The sequence below is a fragment of the Pseudomonas sp. GM33 genome (assembly GCF_000282295.1).
Lineage (GTDB): Bacteria > Pseudomonadota > Gammaproteobacteria > Pseudomonadales > Pseudomonadaceae > Aquipseudomonas > Aquipseudomonas laurylsulfatiphila.
Genome location: NZ_AKJO01000119.1, coordinates 17,894 through 36,096 on the forward strand (window position 1 = coordinate 17,894; position 18,203 = coordinate 36,096).

Here is an 18,203-nt window from a genome sequence, read left to right on the forward strand (position 1 = left end):
TCCTCGAAGAAGGTTTCTCACAAGGCTAGATCCTCAGGTGTGAATGTCATCTTGAATGAACGATACGGAGCGAAATCACTCGGCTTCATTCCCTGCATTTCTGTCAAACGTCCAATATTCTTCACTGCTGCAACAGCCGAGGCGTCAAACGGACCGTCGCCACTGGACTTGGACACGCTGACCGAAGTCACCGTACCGTCCGGCAACATGCCGATTTGCAACACGACCGTCATGCCTTTGCGTGCCGAAGGTGGACGAGCCCAGCCTTCCGCTGCACGCGCACGAATCAGGTCATCGAAACTGCCGGCGACTTCGTCACCCTGCTCATCGGCCAAGGCCTGCTGACGCTGCGGCGTGTCGGAAAGCAAATCTGCCAGGGCCTGAGCCTTTTTGTCTTCGGCGGATTTACGCGCCGCGTCCTGCGATTTCTTCTTCGCAGCATCGGCAGCAGCTTTCTTCTTCGCTTCCTCGGCGACTTTCTTCTTCGCCTCTTCAGCCTCGGCTTTCTTCTTGGCGTCTTCCGCGGCTTTCTTCTTCGCGTCTTCGACGATCTTTTTCTTGGCTTCTTCAGCGGCCGCTTTCTTGGCCTCTTCTTCAGCAGCCTTCTTGGCTTCTTCTTCAGCTTTCTTCTTGGCTATATCAGCCAATTGTTTCTCTTCTGCCTTCTTGGCTTCCGCGGCTTTCTTCGCGTCGTCGGCTTTCTTGGCTTCATCAGCCTTTTTCGCCTCGTCCGCTTTCTTCGCCTCGTCGGCCTTCTTGGCTTCCTCGGCCTTTTGAGCCGCCTCTTCTTTCTTTTGTTCCGCAGCCTTGACCGCTTCCTGCTCGACCTTTTTCTGCTCCATCTGCTCGACTTCGGTCTGACGCGCAGCAGATTTCTGCGCCTCACCGGCAATCTTCTGATTGGTCTGGGTGGTCGCCCGACTTTTCGATTTCAGCTGGTACAAGGTCGCCTGGACAATCGGCTTGGCCGGCGGCAGCTCCGGGGTAAAGGCAAAACTGACGAACAACATGCCGAACACCAGCACGTGCAAGCCAATCGCCCAGACACTAGGCCAGAAGTAGCTTTCCGAGGCGGACGGCTCTCGCTGTTGCTGCATCAGGGCGCCTCGGTAATCAAGCCAACATTACCGACCCCGGCTTTCTGCAACCCGCCCATGGCCCCCATGACGGAACCGTAATCGACGGATTTGTCGCCGCGAATGAAGACCTGGGTGTGCTTGCCGTTTTCATTGCCGACGCGAATGATCTTGGTCACGGCGTCAGTCATCTGCGGCAACGTCATGGCCCGGTCCTGCTGCTTGTCCGTGTCGACTTCGCTGCCAAGGTTCCAGTAGTAGGTCTTGTCGGATTTGATGGAAATGGTCAGGACCTGGGTGTTGTTGTCCTGCGGCAAGGCTTCGCTGGAAACCTTGGGCAGATCAACTTTCACGCCCTGATTGAGCATCGGCGCGGTCACCATGAAGATGACCAGCAGCACCAACATCACGTCGATGTAGGGCACCACGTTCATCTCGGCGACCGGCTTGCGCTTTTTGCGAGCTCGAGCGATTAAAGCCATTGGAAATTACCTGCTTATTCTTCGCTGGTGTGCACTTTGCGGTGCAGGATCGCCTGGAACTCGTCGGCGAAGGTGTAGTAGCGGCCCAGCAGGGTTTCGCTGCGAGCAGCAAAACGGTTGTAAGCGATAACGGCTGGAATGGCCGCGAACAGACCGATAGCCGTGGCGATCAGTGCTTCGGCGATACCCGGGGCCACAGTGGCCAGGGTCGCTTGCTGGGCGGTGGCCAGGCCACGGAAGGAGTTCATGATCCCCCAGACGGTACCGAACAGGCCGATGTAGGGGCTGACGGAACCGACAGTGGCGAGGAAGGGCAGGCTCTGTTCGAGCTTTTCTTCCTCGCGGGAAATCGCAACGCGCATGGCACGGGCCACGCCTTCCATGACCGCTTCCGGGTCAACGCCTGACTGCTGGCGCAGGCGGGAGAATTCCTTGAAACCGGCACGGAAGATTTGCTCGACACCCGAATCAGGGTCCGGGTTGCTGCCGGCCTGGCGGTACAGCTTGGACAGGTCGATACCCGACCAGAAGCGCTCTTCAAAGCTCTCCAGGGCACGTCGACCGGCGCGCAGCAAGTTGCTGCGCTGAAAGATCATGATCCACGAGGTCACCGATGCGGCTACCAGGGTCAGCATTACCAGTTGCACCACGATACTGGCATTGCTGACCAGGCTCCACATGGAGGAATGGTCGACGACGTTAGCTTCCACGCTTTATCTCCTGCTTTGAGTGTGTACCCGCGCCGCTCACGTCGGCAAAGGCCGCTCGTAGAGCTTCGGGAATGGCCCGGGGTTTCAAACTTTCAGTGCGCACACAGGCCACCAGAAACTGCCCTTCGCAGAGCAGCACATTATCCGTTGCCCGCCTGACCTGCTGCTTGAAGCGCAGGCTGGCACGGTTCAATTCGCTTACTTCAGCGCTTACCAGCAGTTCGTCGTCCAGTCGCGCCGGCGCGTGGTAGCGCGCTTCGCTGGAATGCACGACGAACAACAGGTCCTCCCCTGCCAGTTGCGATTGGGCAAAGCCCAGGTCTCGCAGCCGCTCGGTTCGAGCCCGTTCCATAAACTTGAGGTAATTGACGTAATACACGATGCCGCCCGCATCGGTGTCCTCGTAATAAACGCGACAACGATGTGCGAATGGCTCAAGCCCGTTTTGCGCGCGCATACTCTAGTGCTTACTCCTCAGGTTGCCAATCCGGCCAGGCAACTGTTTTTCATTGATCTGCGGCTTTCTTGCGAAAGTACGGTGCTGGGACCCTACATTGCCCGAAAAAATCAGCACGCAATGTTAATTAATCGTCACAGGCACCGAGGAACTCGTCTGCCACGGGCATTTCGCCCAATCGTGACGGAATGTTTAAACCGAAATGCAGATAGGCATGCCGCGTCACCACTCGCCCCCTTGGCGTGCGCATGATGTAACCCTGCTGGATCAGGTAAGGCTCGAGTACGTCTTCAATGGTGTGACGCTCTTCGCTGATGGCGGCGGCCAGACTGTCGACTCCGACCGGCCCGCCGTCGAACTTCTCGATCATGGTCAGCAACAGACGCCGGTCCTGGTGATCGAAGCCGCGTTCGTCGACGTCCAGCAGGTTCAGCGCCAGGTCGGCAATCGGCTTGGTGATATGCCCCTTGGCGCGAACTTCGGCGAAATCACGCACCCGGCGCAACAGTCGGTTGGCAATCCGGGGCGTGCCACGGGCACGGCGGGCGATCTCAAAGGCGCCTTCCGGATCCAGCGGCAAACCGAGGATGCTCGCCGAACGACTGACAATCGTCGACAGGTCGGCGTTATTGTAGAACTCAAGACGCTGAACGATGCCGAAACGGTCGCGCAACGGGTTCGTCAGCATCCCGGCCCGTGTCGTTGCGCCGACCAGGGTGAACGGCGGCAGATCGAGCTTGATCGAACGCGCAGCCGGGCCTTCGCCAATCATGATGTCGAGCTGGAAGTCCTCCATGGCCGGGTACAGCACTTCTTCAACGATGGGCGACAGGCGATGGATTTCGTCGATGAACAGCACATCGTGAGGCTCAAGGTTGGTCAACAGCGCGGCGAGATCACCTGGACGCTCCAGCACCGGACCTGAAGTGCTCTTGATCGACACCCCCATTTCCTGGGCGATGATGTTGGCGAGGGTGGTCTTGCCCAGGCCCGGCGGCCCGAAGATCAGCGTGTGGTCCAGGGACTCGTTACGACCGCGAGCCGCCTGAATGAACAACTCCATCTGCTCGCGAACGGTCGGCTGGCCAATGTATTCCGCCAGGCTGACCGGGCGAATGGCACGGTCCTGGACTTCTTCGCGCTCACGCGGACTGTGCGTGGCAGCGATCAGACGATCAGCTTCAATCACTTAGATCATTCCCTTCAAGGCGCGACGGATCATGTCTTCACTGCTCAAACCTTTCTCCTTGATCGCAGACACCGCCTTGCTCGCTTCCTGTGGCTTGTAGCCCAGGGAAATCAAGGCGCTGACCGCGTCAGTCTCGGCAGTGCTCACCGGGGCCGGTCCATCCGGCTGGTTCGGCACCAGGGCGAACATGGCCGGTACGGTCTCCCAGGCCTTGAAGCGATCCTTGAGTTCCACCAGCAATCGCTCGGCGGTTTTCTTGCCCACACCTGGCACCTTGGTCAGCGCCGAAGTGTCCTGGGACTGTACGCAACGAACCAGTTCGTCGACTTCCAGGCTCGACATCAAGGCCAGCGCCAGTTTCGGCCCGACACCATTGAGGCGGATCAACTCGCGGAAAAAGTCGCGCTCACGCTTGCCGACGAAACCATAGAGTAACTGTGCGTCTTCGCGCACGACCAGATGAGTGTGCAACGTCAGCGGCTCACCGACCGACGGCAATCGATAGAGGGTCGTCATCGGCACTTCGAGTTCATAACCCAGGCCGTTTACATCCAGAATCAGGTGTGGAGGCTGCTTCTCAGCCAGGGTGCCGCGCAAACGTCCAATCACGTTACAAATCCTTGAGCGTTGGCCAGCTCTGGGCCAGCGACTGATGGAGCAAGGGAGTAGCGCCGACAACCCAGGCGAAACGCCCTCACCCCATGAAAATGATTGCTGATGCTATCAGAGACGCAGGCGCCCGCCACGACTGCGTGCCGCCCCGAGACCATGGGGCAGCAGACTGGAGCGGGTATGAGCATGACAGATGGCAATGGCCAGGGCGTCCGAAGCATCGATCTGCGGCTTGCTGGTCAGCTTGAGCATGTGCATGACCATCATCTGCACCTGCTCCTTGTTGGCCGAGCCGGTACCGACCACTGCCTGCTTGACCTGGGTTGCGCTGTATTCGGCAATTTCCAGACTTTCCTCGGCACCTGCCACGATCGCTGCACCACGGGCCTGCCCCAGTTTCAGGGCGGAATCGGCGTTACGGGCCATGAACACCTTTTCGATCCCCATGGTCACCGGATGGTAAGTCTGAATGATCTCCCGCACCCCGCGATAGACAATCTGCAATCGCTTAGCCAGCTCGCCGGCACCAGTGCGGATACAGCCGGAGGCGACGTACTCGCAGCCACGGCCGGTATCACGCACCACACCGTAACCGGTGATGCGCGAACCGGGGTCGATACCAAGAATTAAAGTCATAACGCCTGCGGGATAAGAAAAAACACGATCTTCAACTCAGCGAATAATAAATGTGGGAGCGGGCTTGCTCGCGAATGCGGACTATCAGACAACATCGTTGCTGAATATTAAACCGCTTTCGCGAGCAAGCCCGCTCCCACATGGATCGTGGCCACCCTTTAACCGAGCTGCGCGGCCACCGATTCCGGAATTTCCGCGTTGGAGTAGACGTTTTGCACGTCATCCAGGTCTTCGAGCATGTCGATCAGCTTGAGGACCTTCTCGGCGCCTTCCAGATCGAGTTCGGCGCTGGTGGTCGGCAGCATGACGATTTCCGCGTCGTCACCCTTGAAACCCGCCGCTTCCAGTGCGTTACGCACGGAATAGAAGCCGGCAAACGAGGTGAACACGTCGATCGAACCGTCTTCGTTGGTCACCACGTCATCGGCGTCGGCTTCCATGGCCGCTTCCATCAGCGCATCTTCGTCAACGCCGGCAGCGAAGGATATCTGCCCCTTGCGTTCGAACAGATAGGCCACCGAACCGTCAGTCCCGAGGTTGCCGCCGCACTTGCTGAACGCGTGACGAACAGCGGCGGCGGTGCGATTACGGTTGTCGGTCATGCATTCGACCATCACCGCCACGCCGCCCGGACCGTAACCTTCGTAGGTCAGCTCGACCACGTCGTCGGTATCGGCAGCGCCGGTACCCCGGGCGATGGCACGATCGATGATGTCACGGCTCATGTTGGCACCCAGGGCCTTGTCCAGGGCCAGGCGCAGACGCGGATTGGAGCCTGGATCACCACCACCCTGACGGGCAGCGACGGTCAGCTCACGAATCCACTTGGTGAAGATCTTGCCCCTCTTGGCATCCTGACGTTCTTTGCGGTGCTTGATGTTCGCCCACTTGGAATGACCTGCCATAACTCGCTCCGAATTCTCTTTGAAACATTGCCCGCTGCGCTGTATTGCGCCGGCCGGCAAACAAAAATCTTGAACAGCTCTGCCTATAAAGAAAGGGCGCATCCGCAGATGCGCCCTTCGGGTCAGCCTTACTCGGCCTTAGGCGTTTCACGCAGACGAATGTGCAACTCGCGCAATGCCTTGGCATCCACCTGGCCCGGCGCCTGGGTCATGACATCGGCCGCGCTCTGGGTTTTCGGGAAGGCGATCACTTCACGGATCGACTGGGCGCCGGTCATCAGCATCACCAGACGGTCCAGACCGAAGGCCAGGCCACCGTGCGGCGGTGCGCCATATTTCAGGGCGTCGAGCAGGAAGCCGAATTTCTCTTCCTGTTCCACTTCGTTGATGCCCAGCAGACGGAAGACCGCTTGTTGCATCTCTTTGCGGTGGATACGGATCGAACCGCCACCCAGCTCGGTGCCGTTCAACACCATGTCATAGGCACGGGACAGAGCGCCCGCCGGGTTGGCTTCCAACTCCGCCGGGGAGCACTTCGGCGCGGTGAACGGGTGGTGCAAGGCGCTGAAGCTGCCGTCGTCGTTCTCTTCGAACATCGGGAAGTCAACGACCCACATCGGAGCCCATTCGCAGGTCAGCAGGCTCAGGTCGTGACCGAGCTTGATGCGCAGTGCGCCCAACGCTTCGCTGACGATCTTGGCCTTGTCGGCACCGAAAAACACGATGTCGCCGTCGACTGCACCAACACGATCCAGGATCACGTTGAGGTTGGCTTCAGGGATGTTCTTCACGATCGGCGATTGCAGACCGTCAACGCCATTCGCGCGCTCGTTGACCTTGATGTACGCCAGGCCCTTGGCACCGTAGATGCCGACAAACTTGGTGTAGTCGTCGATCTGCTTGCGCGGCATGCTCGCGCCGCCAGGCACGCGCAGGGCGGCAATGCGGCATTTCGGGTCGTTGGCCGGGCCGCTGAACACCTTGAAGTCGACTTCCTTGAGCTGGTCGGCCACGTCAACCAGTTCCAGCGGGTTACGCAGGTCTGGCTTGTCGGAACCGTAGCGACGCATGGCTTCTTCGAAGGTCATGTGCGGGAACTCGCCGAATTCCAGGCCCAGCACTTCCTTGAACAGGTTGCGGATCATTTGCTCGGTCAGGCCCATGATCTCTTTTTCATCGAGGAAACTGGTCTCGATGTCGATCTGGGTGAATTCCGGCTGGCGGTCGGCCCGCAGGTCTTCGTCGCGGAAGCACTTGGCGATCTGGTAGTAACGGTCGAAGCCGGCCACCATCAGCAGCTGCTTGAACAGCTGCGGCGATTGCGGCAAGGCGAAGAACGAACCGGCATGAGTACGGCTCGGCACCAGGTAGTCGCGTGCGCCTTCCGGGGTGGCACGGGTCAGGATCGGCGTTTCTACGTCGAGGAAGCCGTTCTCGTCCAGGAAGCGACGGATGCTGGTGGTCATGCGCGAACGCAGACGCAGCTTCTCGGCCATTTCCGGGCGACGCAGGTCGAGGAAGCGATAGCGCAGGCGGGTTTCTTCACCGACGTCGGAGAACTCGTTCAGCGGGAACGGCGGGGTTTCCGATTCGTTCAGCACTTCCAGCTCGTAGCCGAGGACTTCGATCATGCCCGACGCCATGTTGGCGTTGGTCGCACCGGCCGGACGCAGGCGAACCTTGCCGGTGATCTTCACGACATACTCGCTGCGCACGCGATCGGCGGCGGCGAAGGTTTCAGCGCGGTCCGGATCGAACACGACCTGGGCCAGACCATCACGATCACGGATATCGAGGAAAATCACCCCACCGTGGTCACGGCGACGGTGAACCCATCCGCAAAGGGTAATTTCCTGGCCGTCCAGGCTTTCGTTCAGTTGGCCGCAATAATGGCTGCGCATCATGGTCGTGGTTTCACTTCTCGTAATTCGAAATTCGGTTGGAGATCCTACAGCAGCCCCGCCTTTGAAAAGTCGCCGGGTGATGCAAGAACTCGCGTGTGTCGTTCAATTCAGGTTCAGGACCTTAGTCAGCTTTGTCGCCGCCGGCCAGGTTCTTCTTGGAACCGGTCTTGAAGTCGGTTTCGTACCAACCCGTGCCGCTAAGGCGAAAGCCCGGCATGGACAGCATTTTTTTAAGCTCTGGCGCCTGACAGGCAGGGCAGTCGACCAGCGGTGCATCGCTGATCTTTTGAATGGCTTCCAACTGATGACCACAGGAAGCACATTGATAATCGTACATCGGCATGGAGGTTGTCTCGGCGATCAGATTGCTACCGCACACGCTGGGGTTTCGCGGCAAAGAGCGGGATTATATCCATTAAATGCGGCCTGTGCAGCCGTAAGACTGCACAGACCGACACTCTGCCGCTTTCACCGCCCAGACTAGGCAGTGACGATGCACCCCCCTTCCTTGAGGCTGTGTACGACACAGACGACCCGCACCAATCCACTGAAATTCCTCACTCCGCCATGACGCAAGTGAACTTCGCGATCCACATGGGATAACAGGCTATTGACCGAACAACCGTTGGCCCGTGCCATTGCTCCCAAAATATCCCAATAAACCTGCTCAAGCCGCAAACAGGTTGCGAAGCCATTCAGTCGCACGGAACGGGAGAAGGGCTGGGCCAACCCCATATCGAATTCGCGAACAAACGGATCGACCCTTACATCCCTGTGCGAACCGTATCGCCCCTCTTCTTGCCTTTGATAAACCATAACGCTGACACTCCTTTGCCATCCTGGTTTCTTAAAGCGCAACTGTGTGTCGACTTATAAAAACGCAGGTGCGAAGGTATTTTCCAGCCGACTTTATGACCCTCGACGTAGGATAAGCCAACAACTTTTGGCAGACCCCGGAGATCGTCCTACTCCAGACGTTTTCCCACGTAGCGAAACGAAGCCCCCGTCAGAAACACCCCATGGAATGACGTAGGAAAGTAGAGCGCCAACCAGCCGCGCCACTTTTTTTCATGCACCCGCATACGCGGATCAGCAGATCACCCGCCTTACCGCAGCCCCACAACTTCGGACAACCTGCGGCAAATCACCGCCAAAGAGCCGCCGGACGCCCTGATTTGAGTAGCCTGCGGCTTTGCTGTTAAATAGACGGCGTGTCGCCAGTGCCTATTTTTCCGGGCATGGCGCATAGGCTGATACCGGGTACGTGTCCAACGCCTCTTTATTGTCTTGAAGCGAACCGTGCGCCATCAGCTCTTCCTTGTGAGCTGTCTTAACGTGAGTTAATCAAAATGTTGAAAATCGTCCATCTGGTGATAGGCGCAGCAGCCTTGCTGCTGTCCTTCATCCCTAGCCTGCACCCTGAAGCCTTGCCTTACCTGCAACAACCTGACGCGCTGTACCTGGCCTTTTTCGGCCTGCTCAATCTTACGCTTGCACCTGTCATCCCTTACTGGAACAAAGGTCCGCGCCACCAACTGCAAAACCTGGTCAGCGTACTGCTGGCTCTGGCGGTAGTCCTGCAGACTCTGACGCTGATCGCGCCGATGCCTGTCATCGCCGGTCAACCTGCCGTTCTGTTCAGCCTGGTTGCAGCCCTGATCGCTGTTGCCCTGCACCTGGGCATCAGCTTCTACAAATCGTCACCGGTCGCTGCCTCGCCAAGCTACGACATGAGCAACCGCGATACCGGCACCGTCAAGTGGTTCAACACGTCCAAAGGCTTCGGCTTCATCTCCCGCGATTCCGGCGACGATATCTTCGTCCACTTCCGGGCCATTCGCGGTGAAGGCCACCGCGTCCTGGTAGAAGGCCAGCGCGTGGAGTTCTCCGTCATGAATCGTGACAAGGGCCTGCAAGCCGAAGATGTGATCGCCGCGCTGCCGCGTCGCTGATTCAAGGCTGAAAAAAACCGCGCACAGCCTGGCTGTCCGCGGTTTTTTCATGCCTGCACGTTGCTTACTGCACATCGATTAGTAGTGCGGTGGCGGCGCTTCCTCTTCGAACGATTCGAACTGGCCGACCATTTCCTCCTGCCGCTTGAGCAACGCAGCCATTTGCAGTTGAAGACGCTCGACCACCCGCTGCTGCGCGACCAGCACATCATTCAATGCCTGGATGGTGTCATCCTGAAAGGCCAGGCGGCTTTCAAGATCGGTAACGCGTTCTTCCAGGCTCATGATTCAGCCCTCCAGAAACGTAAAGTCATCGGTCAATATCAGGCGCAAACGCTCGCGAATGGCGGCAATCTGCTCCGAACTGTAGGGCTTTGCCGGATGCCTACCCCAAACGGGTGCTGGCCAGGCGGCATCTTCGTGCTTGCGCACAATTACATGCATGTGCAACTGGCTGACGACATTGCCCAGCGCCGCAACATTCAACTTGTCCGCATCGAACGAGTCCTTGAGCACTTGCGAAAGCGTCGTCGTCTCCTGCCAAAGCTGTCGCTGGTCTGCGACATCCAACTGAAATATCTCGCTGATAGCCTCACGACGAGGTACCAGGATGAACCAGGGATAGTTCGAGTCGTTGGACAACAGCAACCGGCAGAGCGGAAAGTCCCCGATCGGTAACGTGTCTTGTTGAAGTCGTGGATCTAAAGCAAACACTGCGCGTACTCCCGCCGGGTCATCATTTTCAGCTTAGCGTCCATCCAGAGGAGCGGCGCACCAAGCGACCGGACGGCAGCATACCTGTGAACGGCGCACGCTTCACGGCGAACCTTGCACAGACGCCAAGAGGCCAGCGAAATGCTGACAGCCCGCCCCCGAATGAGACAATTTTCGACACCGCGCACCACTACAGAACCGGCCAGCCGAAAAAAGCGCCGAAATGACTGATTAACAACGAAGAGTTCGCGCCAGACACCCGATCAACAGGAGTGAATTCAGCACAGGATTAAAATTTTTTTGCACCAAAACCGCACAGTGGGTCTACGCTGAACGCTTCGACATCCGCCATTTACTCACTGACGGGGTGAACCGGTAACATTTTTGGTTGTCAGGCAGTCGACCAAAAGGGTGCAACATGATGCGAAGCAAAGCGTCAAGCCCAAACCAAAGGCGCTTGAACCCCCCGATTTCATGAGGTTTTTACAGCGCCAGAGCGTCAATTGGAAAAAACCGCAAAAAAATATGGCTTTGTGCACGTTTGTTGCATACATACCCAACATCACCTGAGTGACACCCGCTGGAAGTGGGGGGCATTCAGGCAAAAAAGACAGTGGCAAGGTAGCCCGATGGAGATTCAAACGTTTCACCAGGACTCTTTTTACCGACACCCAGGCTCAGAAAACAGCATTAAAGTTGTCAGCCCGGTTGCGTCGGAGCTCGAAATTTGCGACATCTACCTCGCTGTTTGCGACATGGTCGTAAAGAAGGCGAAAGGTTAGATACGCAAGTATCGCCAACATTGTCGGCGTGATATAAGTTTGCGCCGACACAAAAAGAAAGAGCCGCCCAGATAATAAAACAGGTGGGACGGCAGTACTCTTCTAAAACCAAAGGAGCAAATCACGATGCGCGTGATGAAGTGGAGCATGATCGCACTGGCAGTTGCAGCAGCAGCCAGTACCCAATTGGCTACGGCCGCCCCTTTCGTAAGTGACCAGGCTGAAGCCAAAGGTATTGTTGAAGACAGCTCCCTGAACTTGCTGGTTCGCAACTACTACTTCAACCGTGACCGCAAAGATGGCGCAACCGACCAGAAAGACTGGACCCAAGGTATCTGGGGCAACTTCAGCTCCGGTTACACCCAAGGCCTGATCGGTGTTGGCGTTGACGCTTTCGGTTACCTGGCAATCAAACTGGACGGCGGTGATGGCACCGGCGGCACCGGTAACATGAGCCGCGACGCCGATGGCGAAGTTAACGACAGCCAGGGCAAAGCCGGCGGCGCTGTTAAGTTCCGCGTATCGAAAACCGAGCTGAAAGTCGGCGACATGCAGCCAAGCACTGCTCCAGTGTTTGCTGTTGGCGGTTCCCGTATCCTTCCTCAAACTGCCAGCGGTATCCAACTGCAAAGCAGCGAAGTCAAAGACCTTGACCTCGAAGCCGGTCACTTCTACTCGGCGACCAGCCAGGACCGCAACGCTCGTGACGGCGGCCTGTTTGCAACCTACGCTGGCGTAGAAGCCAACTCCATCGACTACTTCGGTGGCAAATACGGCATCACCGACAACCTGTCGGCATCGCTGTACGGCGCCAAGCTGGAAGACATCTGGAACCAGTACTACGCCAACCTGAACTACACCATCCCGCTGGGCGGCGACGAGTCGCTGAACCTGGACGGTAACATCTACAACACCAAAGACACTGGTGATGCCAAAGCCGGCGAGATCAGCAACACTGCTTACTCCCTGGCAGCCGCTTTCTCGTTCATGAAAGCACACACCATCACCCTCGCCTTCCAGAAGGTTAACGGTGACACTCCGTTCGACTACATCGGTGTGGGCAAGAACAACCGCGGCGGCGACTCGATCTTCCTCGCCAACTCCATCCAGTACTCTGACTTCAACGCCCCAGGCGAGAAGTCTGCCCAGGTTCGTTATGACCTGAAAATGGCTGAGTACGGCGTTCCAGGTCTGAGCTTCATGACCCGTTACGTTAAAGGCTGGGACATCGACGGCACCAAAACTCCAGTTGGCAGCCCTTACGCTGGCCTGTATGGCGAAGACGGCAAGCACAACGAAACCAACTTCGAAGCCAAGTACGTTGTTCAGACTGGCCCGGCAAAAGACCTCTCCTTCCGTATTCGTCAAGCATGGCACTTCGCTAACGCTGACGAAGGTGAAGGCGACGTGAAAGAGTTCCGTTTCATCGTCGACTACCCGCTGTCGGTTTTGTAATCGCATCCAGTTAGTTTGCGGTAACAAAACAAAAGGCCCATCTTCGGATGGGCCTTTTTTGTTGTCCATGCAAATTGTTCAATTATTGAACAATCGCCCTACATGCCTGACCGAAAAGTCAGGCATGTATGACAAGGTCAATCACTGCACTGCGGACTCCTGAACCACGCGAATAACCCGTTGTGGAAATGGAATATCGATGCCGGCCTCTCTCAGGCGATCACGGGACAGTTCGTTGAACATGAACATCACATCCCAATAATCCGCTGTCTTCACCCAGACACGCAGGGAAACAGTGATAGAACTGTCACCCAATGTCGAAATGACTGCCTGAGGTTCCGGGTCAGTCAATACACGCGGATCCTTGGCCAACTCCAGCAACACTTGCCGGGCTTTCTGCAAGTCCGCTTCATAATCGACGCCTACATCAAACACCACTTTGCGGGTCGGCTGGCGATTGGTGTTGGTGATAATGCCGTTCGACAGATTTCCGTTGGGCACGATGATGGTCTTGTTGTCACCGGTGCGCAGTACGGTATGGAAAATCTGGATGCTGTCGACGGTACCGGCAACCCCCTGAGCCTCGATCCAGTCGCCGATACGAAACGGGCGGAACAGCAAAATCAACACGCCGCCGGCGAAGTTCGCCAGGCTGCCCTGCAAAGCCAGGCCAATGGCCAGGCCCGCCGCACCAATCGCTGCCACAAACGAAGTGGTTTCCACACCGATCATCGAGGCCACGCTGACGACCAGCAGGATCTTGAGGATGATGTTCGCCAGGCTGCTGATAAAGCCCTGCAGCGCCAGGTCGGCATTGCGCAATGCAATCAGACCGCCGAGCTTTTTCGTGACCTTGTTGATCAGCCACCAGCCGATGGCCAGGGTGATGACCGCCAGCAGTACGCGACTGCCGTATTCCATGATCATCGGGATCCAGGTTTGGGATACCTTGACCAGGTTGTCTACCTCAGCGCTTAAGTCCATCTACTTTCTCCTGTTTTCCGGCTATGCGGCTTGCGTAAAAAAAAGCGGCAGAAAGATCGAACCGCGACGGGTTCAATCGTTTCTGCCGTTGCTTGGGCCTCCGACGTCACAAACGCCAGGAGGTTCCCGCTTTCAAGGTCAGTCGCGGAAGTTGTTGAACTGCAGCGGCATACCGAACTCCTTGGCCCGCAGCACAGCAATGGCTTCTTGCAGGTCATCACGCTTCTTGCCGGTAATACGAACCTGCTCGCCCTGAATGGCGGCCTGGACCTTGAGCTTGGCATCTTTGACGTGAGCGACGATTTTCTTCGCCAGTTCCTTGTCGATGCCTTCCTTGAGGACAGCTTCCTGTTTCATCAGCTTGCCCGACGCGAAGGCATCCTTGACTTCGAGGCACTGCACGTCGATTTTGCGCTTGACCAGAGCCAGCTTGAGGATCTCAATCATCGCTTCGAGCTGGAAATCCGCTTCCGCGGTCAGGTTGACGGTCAGGTCTTTTTCCTTGAACTCGAAGCTGCCTTTGCCTTTCAGGTCATAACGACGATCGAGTTCCTTGACGGCGTTCTCGACCGCGTTGGTGACTTCGTGTTTGTCCAGTTCGGATACCACGTCGAACGACGGCATGTAATCTCTCCAAATTTAAAGGCGCACCGATGGAGCACGCCTGGCTTGCGGTTAAAATCCGCGCTGATTATAACGGGTCTTTCCCATCATTCACTGTGAGCTGCCGATGCACGCCTTAAACAGAGCAAAAAGCTGATGTCCACCACCTGGCATGTACTCGGCGCCGGCAGCCTCGGCACTTTATGGGCCACACGCCTGGCACGGGCTGGCGTACCGGTCAGGCTTATCCTGCGGGACACCGCGAGACTGCAGGCCTATGAGGCTGCAGGCGGATTGACACTGGTGGAACACGGCCAGGCGCAACACTACGCCGTGCCCGCCGAAACAGCGGACAGCCGTCAGCCGATCAACCGCCTGTTGGTGGCGTGCAAAGCCTACGATACCGAAAGCGCGGTGGCCCGACTGGCGTCACGCCTGGCCCCCGGCGCCGAGCTGATCCTGCTGCAAAATGGCCTGGGTAGTCAGGACGCGGTGGCCGCACAGGTTCCCCAGGCACGATGCATCTATGCCTCGAGCACCGAAGGCGCCTTCCGCGATGGCGATTGGCGCGTGGTGTTTGCTGGCCATGGCTTCACCTGGCTGGGAGATGCGAGCCATCCGGTCGCGCCGATCTGGCTCGATGACTTGAGCGCTGCCGGCATCCCTCACGAGTGGAGCACCGATATTCTGACCAGGCTGTGGCGTAAGCTGGCCCTCAACTGTGCGATCAACCCGCTGACGGTGCTGCACGATTGCCGCAACGGCGGCTTGCAGCAACATCAGTGCGAAGTGGCCACCCTGTGCGGTGAACTGGTGGAGTTGCTCGAACGTTGCGGTCAGCCCGCGGCGGCTGAAAACCTGCAGCAGGAAGTTGAACGGGTGATTCACGCCACCGCGGCCAACTACTCGTCGATGCATCAGGACGTCACGAGCCAGCGCCGCACGGAAATCAGCTACCTGCTGGGCTACGCCTGCAAAGTGGCCGGGCGGCATCAACTGAACCTGCCTCACCTCAATCAACTTCAGGCAAGGTTGATCGCTCGCCTGCAAAGCCTTGGATTGCCCAGCGACTGAGCAGCGGCTACGCTGGCCACTTGTTCCTTGTTTGCGATGAATCCGATGCCATTGCGCCAGCGCCTTGAAAACCTGCCCGTCGGCCAGAAACTGCTGGCCGCCCTGCTGGTACTGATGGTCACCGTCCTGCTGGTTGCCAACCTGACCTTTATCAGCGCCGCGTACTACATCTCCCAGGAAAGCATGGCGCCCCAGGCCCTGCAGACCATCGGCCGACTGGTATCCAACCCGAGCCTGGCCTCCGAAGCCCTGGCGTCACCGCAAAGCGCCGAGCGCCTGCTGAATGAACTCAACAGCTATTCGCCATTGCGCGCGGCAGCCCTGTATGACGGACAGGGTGAGCGATTGGCGCAACTGCAGCATGGCGACAATCTGGAGCTGCCCAAGCGTTTCCGGCATATCGAAGACTGGCAGGCCACCGAGTTTCGCACCAATCAAGTCATCACCCTGCCCCGCCCCGGCTCGGCACCGGGACATTTGCTGTTGGTCGCCAGCAGTGAACTGCCAGTGGCGTTCTACACCGGGACCCTGACGGCCAGCCTGGGGATTCTGATCTTCAGCGTACTGCTGTGGCTGATCATTGCCCGCCAGATCAAGCGCCTGATCACCCGGCCGATCCACCAGCTCGAAGAGTTGTCGCGGCAGGTCACCCGTGAAGAAAACTACGCACTGCGCGCTTCACGAGGAAACCACGATGAAATCGGCAGCCTCGCCGAGGCGTTCAACACCATGCTCTCGCGGATCGAGGCCAGGGAGCAGCAACTCAAGCGGGCTCGGGACGACTCCCAGGCCGCTTACGACCAGGCCCAGGGCCTGGCGGAAGAAACCCGTCATACCAACCGCAAACTGGAGCTCGAAGTCCAGGTGCGCAGCAAGATCGAGAAAAAACTCACCGGCTTCCAGAACTACCTCAACAGCATCATCGACTCCATGCCGTCGGCGCTGATCGCCCTCGATGAACAGCTCTACGTGACTCAATGGAACCAGGAAGCGAGTGCCCTGTCCGGCACACGCCTCGATGAAGCCCTGAACCAGCCCATCTTCCTCGCCTTCGAACCGCTCAAGCCGTTCTTGCCGCAACTCAAGGAAACGGTCGAGCAGCATACTGTGGCCAAAATCGAACGTGTCACCTGGCTCAAGGACGACGAGCCCCGCCACTATGCCCTGACTTTCTATCCGCTGATGGGCGGTGCCGGGCGTGGCGTAGTGATCCGGATCGACGACATCACCCAGCGCCTGTCCCTGGAAGAAATGATGGTGCAGTCGGAGAAAATGCTGTCGGTAGGCGGTCTTGCCGCCGGCATGGCTCACGAGATCAACAATCCGCTGGGTGCGATCCTGCACAACGTGCAAAACATTCGCCGACGCCTGTCCCCCGACCTGCCGAAGAACCTTGAAGTGGCCGAACAGGCCGGCATCGAACTGGATACGGTCAATCAGTATCTGAAAATCCGCGAAGTGCCACAGTTGCTCGACGGCATCCAGCAGGCCGGTGCCAGGGCCGCCAAAATCGTCACCCACATGCTCAGTTTCAGCCGTCGCAGCACCCGCCAGATGGCCCCGTGCGACCTGCCCGCCCTGATTGATCAAGCGGTGGAAATCGCCGGCAACGATTTCGACCTGGCGATCGGCTTCGACTTCAAGGGCCAGGCCATCATTCGTCAGTTCGACCCGGCGCTGGGCCCGGTCCCCGGCACCGCCAACGAACTGGAGCAAGTACTGCTCAACCTGCTGAAAAACGCTGCGCAAGCCATTCACCAGCGCGAGGACGACAGCGAGCCGGGGCGGATCATTCTGCGCACCCGGCTGAACCCGCCGTGGGCGGAAATCCAGGTCGAGGACAACGGCATCGGCATGAGTGAAAGCGTGCGCAAACGCACCTTCGAACCCTTCTTCACCACCAAGGAAATCGGCCAGGGCACCGGACTTGGGCTGTCGGTGTCGTACTTCATCATCACCAATAACCACAAGGGGCAGATGGAAGTGCAATCGACCCTTGGCCAAGGCACTTGCTTCACCTTGCGCCTGCCCCTGGCGAGCACGCCACCTGTCACGCAAGAACTCAATCTGCTATCGAGGTAACCATGGGCTTTCGTTTGTCGAAAATTTACACCCGCACTGGCGACAAAGGCGAGACCGGGCTGGGCGATGGCCGTCGCGTCCCCAAGGATCACCCGCGGATCGAGGCTATTGGCGAAGTCGATACGCTCAACAGTCAGATGGGCGTGTTGCTGGCCGGGTTGGCGGCACAAACGGATACTGTTGCAGGTTTGCAGGAAGTGATCGAGGTTTTGGCGCCTTGCCAGCATCGATTGTTTGATCTGGGCGGTGAGTTGGCAATGCCGGTGTATCAGGCCTTGAATGCAGCGGAAATCGAGCGCCTGGAAGCGGCAATCGATGTGTGGAATGAAGAGTTGGGACCACTGGAAAACTTCATCTTGCCCGGCGGTTCAGCGTTGATTGCCCAGGCCCATGTTTGCCGAAGCCTGGCGCGCAGTGCCGAGCGACGGTGTCAGCAATTGAATGCGATTGAGCCGTTGGCCGGGGTTGGCCTGGCGTACATCAATCGGTTGTCGGATTTGTTGTTTGTGGTGGCGCGGCTGATTGCCAAGCGTCAGGGCGTGGCGGAGATTCTATGGCAGCCGGCGGCGAAGCCTGAGGTTTAGCC

At 58.1% G+C, this 18,203-nt stretch carries 20 protein-coding genes; 5 read left to right on the forward strand and 15 right to left on the reverse strand.

From position 1 onward, the window contains the following. Positions 1 to 17: 17 nt before the first annotated feature. From tolA to PMI26_RS07890, 11 genes are all read right to left on the reverse strand, one after another. Positions 18 to 1,097, reverse strand: a complete 1,080-nt coding sequence (gene tolA, locus PMI26_RS07940; RefSeq protein ID WP_007977318.1) for a cell envelope integrity protein TolA — start codon at positions 1,095 to 1,097, stop codon at positions 18 to 20. Continuing rightward, a complete protein-coding gene (gene tolR / locus PMI26_RS07935) occupies positions 1,097 to 1,549 on the reverse strand; it encodes a protein TolR (RefSeq protein WP_162130292.1) in 453 nt (150 codons plus the stop codon). The genes tolA and tolR overlap by 1 nt, the downstream gene beginning before the upstream one ends. A 23-nt stretch (positions 1,550 to 1,572) precedes the next feature. Beyond that, complete coding sequence (tolQ, locus tag PMI26_RS07930) at positions 1,573 to 2,268, reverse strand: protein TolQ (protein ID WP_007977321.1); 696 nt, start codon at positions 2,266 to 2,268, stop codon at positions 1,573 to 1,575. Beyond that, positions 2,258 to 2,725, reverse strand: coding sequence for a tol-pal system-associated acyl-CoA thioesterase (ybgC, locus tag PMI26_RS07925; protein ID WP_007977322.1), 468 nt, complete (start codon positions 2,723 to 2,725; stop codon positions 2,258 to 2,260). Before ybgC ends, tolQ begins: the two co-directional genes overlap by 11 nt. Positions 2,726 to 2,852: 127 nt before the next feature. Beyond that, a complete protein-coding gene (ruvB, locus tag PMI26_RS07920) occupies positions 2,853 to 3,914 on the reverse strand; it encodes a Holliday junction branch migration DNA helicase RuvB (RefSeq protein ID WP_007977324.1) in 1,062 nt (353 codons plus the stop codon). After that, positions 3,915 to 4,523 (reverse strand): Holliday junction branch migration protein RuvA, encoded by a 609-nt coding sequence (gene ruvA / locus PMI26_RS07915; protein ID WP_007977326.1) that lies wholly within the window; start codon positions 4,521 to 4,523, stop codon positions 3,915 to 3,917. 114 nt (positions 4,524 to 4,637) lie between these two features. Continuing rightward, a complete protein-coding gene (gene ruvC / locus PMI26_RS07910) occupies positions 4,638 to 5,162 on the reverse strand; it encodes a crossover junction endodeoxyribonuclease RuvC (RefSeq protein ID WP_007977327.1) in 525 nt (174 codons plus the stop codon). Positions 5,163 to 5,320: 158 nt separating this feature from the next. After that, complete coding sequence (locus PMI26_RS07905; RefSeq protein ID WP_007977329.1) at positions 5,321 to 6,067, reverse strand: YebC/PmpR family DNA-binding transcriptional regulator; 747 nt, start codon at positions 6,065 to 6,067, stop codon at positions 5,321 to 5,323. Positions 6,068 to 6,195: 128 nt separating this feature from the next. Next, positions 6,196 to 7,971: an aspartate--tRNA ligase gene (aspS, locus tag PMI26_RS07900; protein WP_007977331.1), complete on the reverse strand. Its 1,776-nt coding sequence runs from the start codon at positions 7,969 to 7,971 to the stop codon at positions 6,196 to 6,198. A gap of 121 nt (positions 7,972 to 8,092) precedes the next feature. After that, entirely contained in the window at positions 8,093 to 8,314 is a 222-nt protein-coding gene (locus PMI26_RS07895) for an FmdB family zinc ribbon protein (protein WP_007977333.1), read from the reverse strand. A gap of 137 nt (positions 8,315 to 8,451) precedes the next feature. After that, complete coding sequence (locus PMI26_RS07890) at positions 8,452 to 8,787, reverse strand: ribbon-helix-helix domain-containing protein (protein ID WP_007977335.1); 336 nt, start codon at positions 8,785 to 8,787, stop codon at positions 8,452 to 8,454. Between the two features lie 533 nt (positions 8,788 to 9,320). On the opposite strand from PMI26_RS07890, the gene PMI26_RS32125 reads away from it, so the two are divergent. Further along, positions 9,321 to 9,923 (forward strand): cold-shock protein, encoded by a 603-nt coding sequence (locus PMI26_RS32125; RefSeq protein WP_007977337.1) that lies wholly within the window; start codon positions 9,321 to 9,323, stop codon positions 9,921 to 9,923. 78 nt (positions 9,924 to 10,001) lie between these two features. On the opposite strand, the gene PMI26_RS07880 is transcribed toward PMI26_RS32125, so the two are convergent. Together PMI26_RS07880 and PMI26_RS07875 are read right to left on the reverse strand one after the other, a co-directional pair. Further along, entirely contained in the window at positions 10,002 to 10,208 is a 207-nt protein-coding gene (locus PMI26_RS07880; RefSeq protein WP_007977339.1) for a SlyX family protein, read from the reverse strand. A 3-nt stretch (positions 10,209 to 10,211) separates the two neighbouring features. Then, complete coding sequence (locus PMI26_RS07875; RefSeq protein ID WP_007977340.1) at positions 10,212 to 10,637, reverse strand: HIT domain-containing protein; 426 nt, start codon at positions 10,635 to 10,637, stop codon at positions 10,212 to 10,214. Between the two features lie 908 nt (positions 10,638 to 11,545). Here PMI26_RS07875 and PMI26_RS07870 point away from each other — a divergent pair. Continuing rightward, the gene (locus tag PMI26_RS07870; RefSeq protein WP_007977342.1) at positions 11,546 to 12,874 is read left to right on the forward strand and encodes an OprD family porin; all 1,329 of its coding nucleotides are present in this window, start codon (positions 11,546 to 11,548) and stop codon (positions 12,872 to 12,874) included. Between the two features lie 141 nt (positions 12,875 to 13,015). Here the strand turns inward: PMI26_RS07870 and PMI26_RS07865 are convergent, their stop codons facing one another. Together PMI26_RS07865 and PMI26_RS07860 are read right to left on the reverse strand one after the other, a co-directional pair. Beyond that, entirely contained in the window at positions 13,016 to 13,858 is an 843-nt protein-coding gene (locus PMI26_RS07865) for a mechanosensitive ion channel family protein (RefSeq protein WP_007977343.1), read from the reverse strand. A 138-nt stretch (positions 13,859 to 13,996) separates the two neighbouring features. Next, entirely contained in the window at positions 13,997 to 14,482 is a 486-nt protein-coding gene (locus tag PMI26_RS07860) for a YajQ family cyclic di-GMP-binding protein (protein ID WP_007977344.1), read from the reverse strand. Positions 14,483 to 14,617: 135 nt separating this feature from the next. Between PMI26_RS07860 and PMI26_RS07855 the strand changes: the two genes are divergently transcribed. The 3 genes from PMI26_RS07855 to PMI26_RS07845 are packed head-to-tail and all read left to right on the forward strand — an operon-like array spanning position 14,618 to position 18,201. Beyond that, on the forward strand, positions 14,618 to 15,535 hold the full coding sequence (locus PMI26_RS07855; protein WP_007977345.1) for a putative 2-dehydropantoate 2-reductase: 918 nt from the start codon (positions 14,618 to 14,620) through the stop codon (positions 15,533 to 15,535). Between the two features lie 45 nt (positions 15,536 to 15,580). Further along, complete coding sequence (locus tag PMI26_RS07850; RefSeq protein ID WP_033048113.1) at positions 15,581 to 17,617, forward strand: sensor histidine kinase; 2,037 nt, start codon at positions 15,581 to 15,583, stop codon at positions 17,615 to 17,617. A gap of 2 nt (positions 17,618 to 17,619) precedes the next feature. Further along, positions 17,620 to 18,201: a cob(I)yrinic acid a,c-diamide adenosyltransferase gene (locus PMI26_RS07845; protein WP_007977350.1), complete on the forward strand. Its 582-nt coding sequence runs from the start codon at positions 17,620 to 17,622 to the stop codon at positions 18,199 to 18,201. Positions 18,202 to 18,203: the final 2 nt, after the last annotated feature.

What these genes read in the sequence shown, in the direction of transcription:
- tolA (WP_007977318.1), bottom strand. Translation starts at nt 1,097, where the DNA reads ATGCAGCAACAGCGAGAGCCGTCCGCCTCGGAAAGCTACTTCTGGCCT.
- ybgC (WP_007977322.1), bottom strand. Translation starts at nt 2,725, where the DNA reads ATGCGCGCGCAAAACGGGCTTGAGCCATTCGCACATCGTTGTCGCGTT.
- ruvC (WP_007977327.1), bottom strand. Translation starts at nt 5,162, where the DNA reads ATGACTTTAATTCTTGGTATCGACCCCGGTTCGCGCATCACCGGTTAC.
- PMI26_RS07905 (WP_007977329.1), bottom strand. Translation starts at nt 6,067, where the DNA reads ATGGCAGGTCATTCCAAGTGGGCGAACATCAAGCACCGCAAAGAACGT.
- aspS (WP_007977331.1), bottom strand. Translation starts at nt 7,971, where the DNA reads ATGATGCGCAGCCATTATTGCGGCCAACTGAACGAAAGCCTGGACGGC.
- PMI26_RS07895 (WP_007977333.1), bottom strand. Translation starts at nt 8,314, where the DNA reads ATGCCGATGTACGATTATCAATGTGCTTCCTGTGGTCATCAGTTGGAA.
- PMI26_RS07890 (WP_007977335.1), bottom strand. Translation starts at nt 8,787, where the DNA reads ATGGTTTATCAAAGGCAAGAAGAGGGGCGATACGGTTCGCACAGGGAT.
- PMI26_RS32125 (WP_007977337.1), top strand. Translation starts at nt 9,321, where the DNA reads ATGTTGAAAATCGTCCATCTGGTGATAGGCGCAGCAGCCTTGCTGCTG.
- PMI26_RS07880 (WP_007977339.1), bottom strand. Translation starts at nt 10,208, where the DNA reads ATGAGCCTGGAAGAACGCGTTACCGATCTTGAAAGCCGCCTGGCCTTT.
- PMI26_RS07870 (WP_007977342.1), top strand. Translation starts at nt 11,546, where the DNA reads ATGCGCGTGATGAAGTGGAGCATGATCGCACTGGCAGTTGCAGCAGCA.
- PMI26_RS07865 (WP_007977343.1), bottom strand. Translation starts at nt 13,858, where the DNA reads ATGGACTTAAGCGCTGAGGTAGACAACCTGGTCAAGGTATCCCAAACC.
- PMI26_RS07860 (WP_007977344.1), bottom strand. Translation starts at nt 14,482, where the DNA reads ATGCCGTCGTTCGACGTGGTATCCGAACTGGACAAACACGAAGTCACC.
- PMI26_RS07855 (WP_007977345.1), top strand. Translation starts at nt 14,618, where the DNA reads ATGTCCACCACCTGGCATGTACTCGGCGCCGGCAGCCTCGGCACTTTA.
- PMI26_RS07850 (WP_033048113.1), top strand. Translation starts at nt 15,581, where the DNA reads ATGCCATTGCGCCAGCGCCTTGAAAACCTGCCCGTCGGCCAGAAACTG.
- PMI26_RS07845 (WP_007977350.1), top strand. Translation starts at nt 17,620, where the DNA reads ATGGGCTTTCGTTTGTCGAAAATTTACACCCGCACTGGCGACAAAGGC.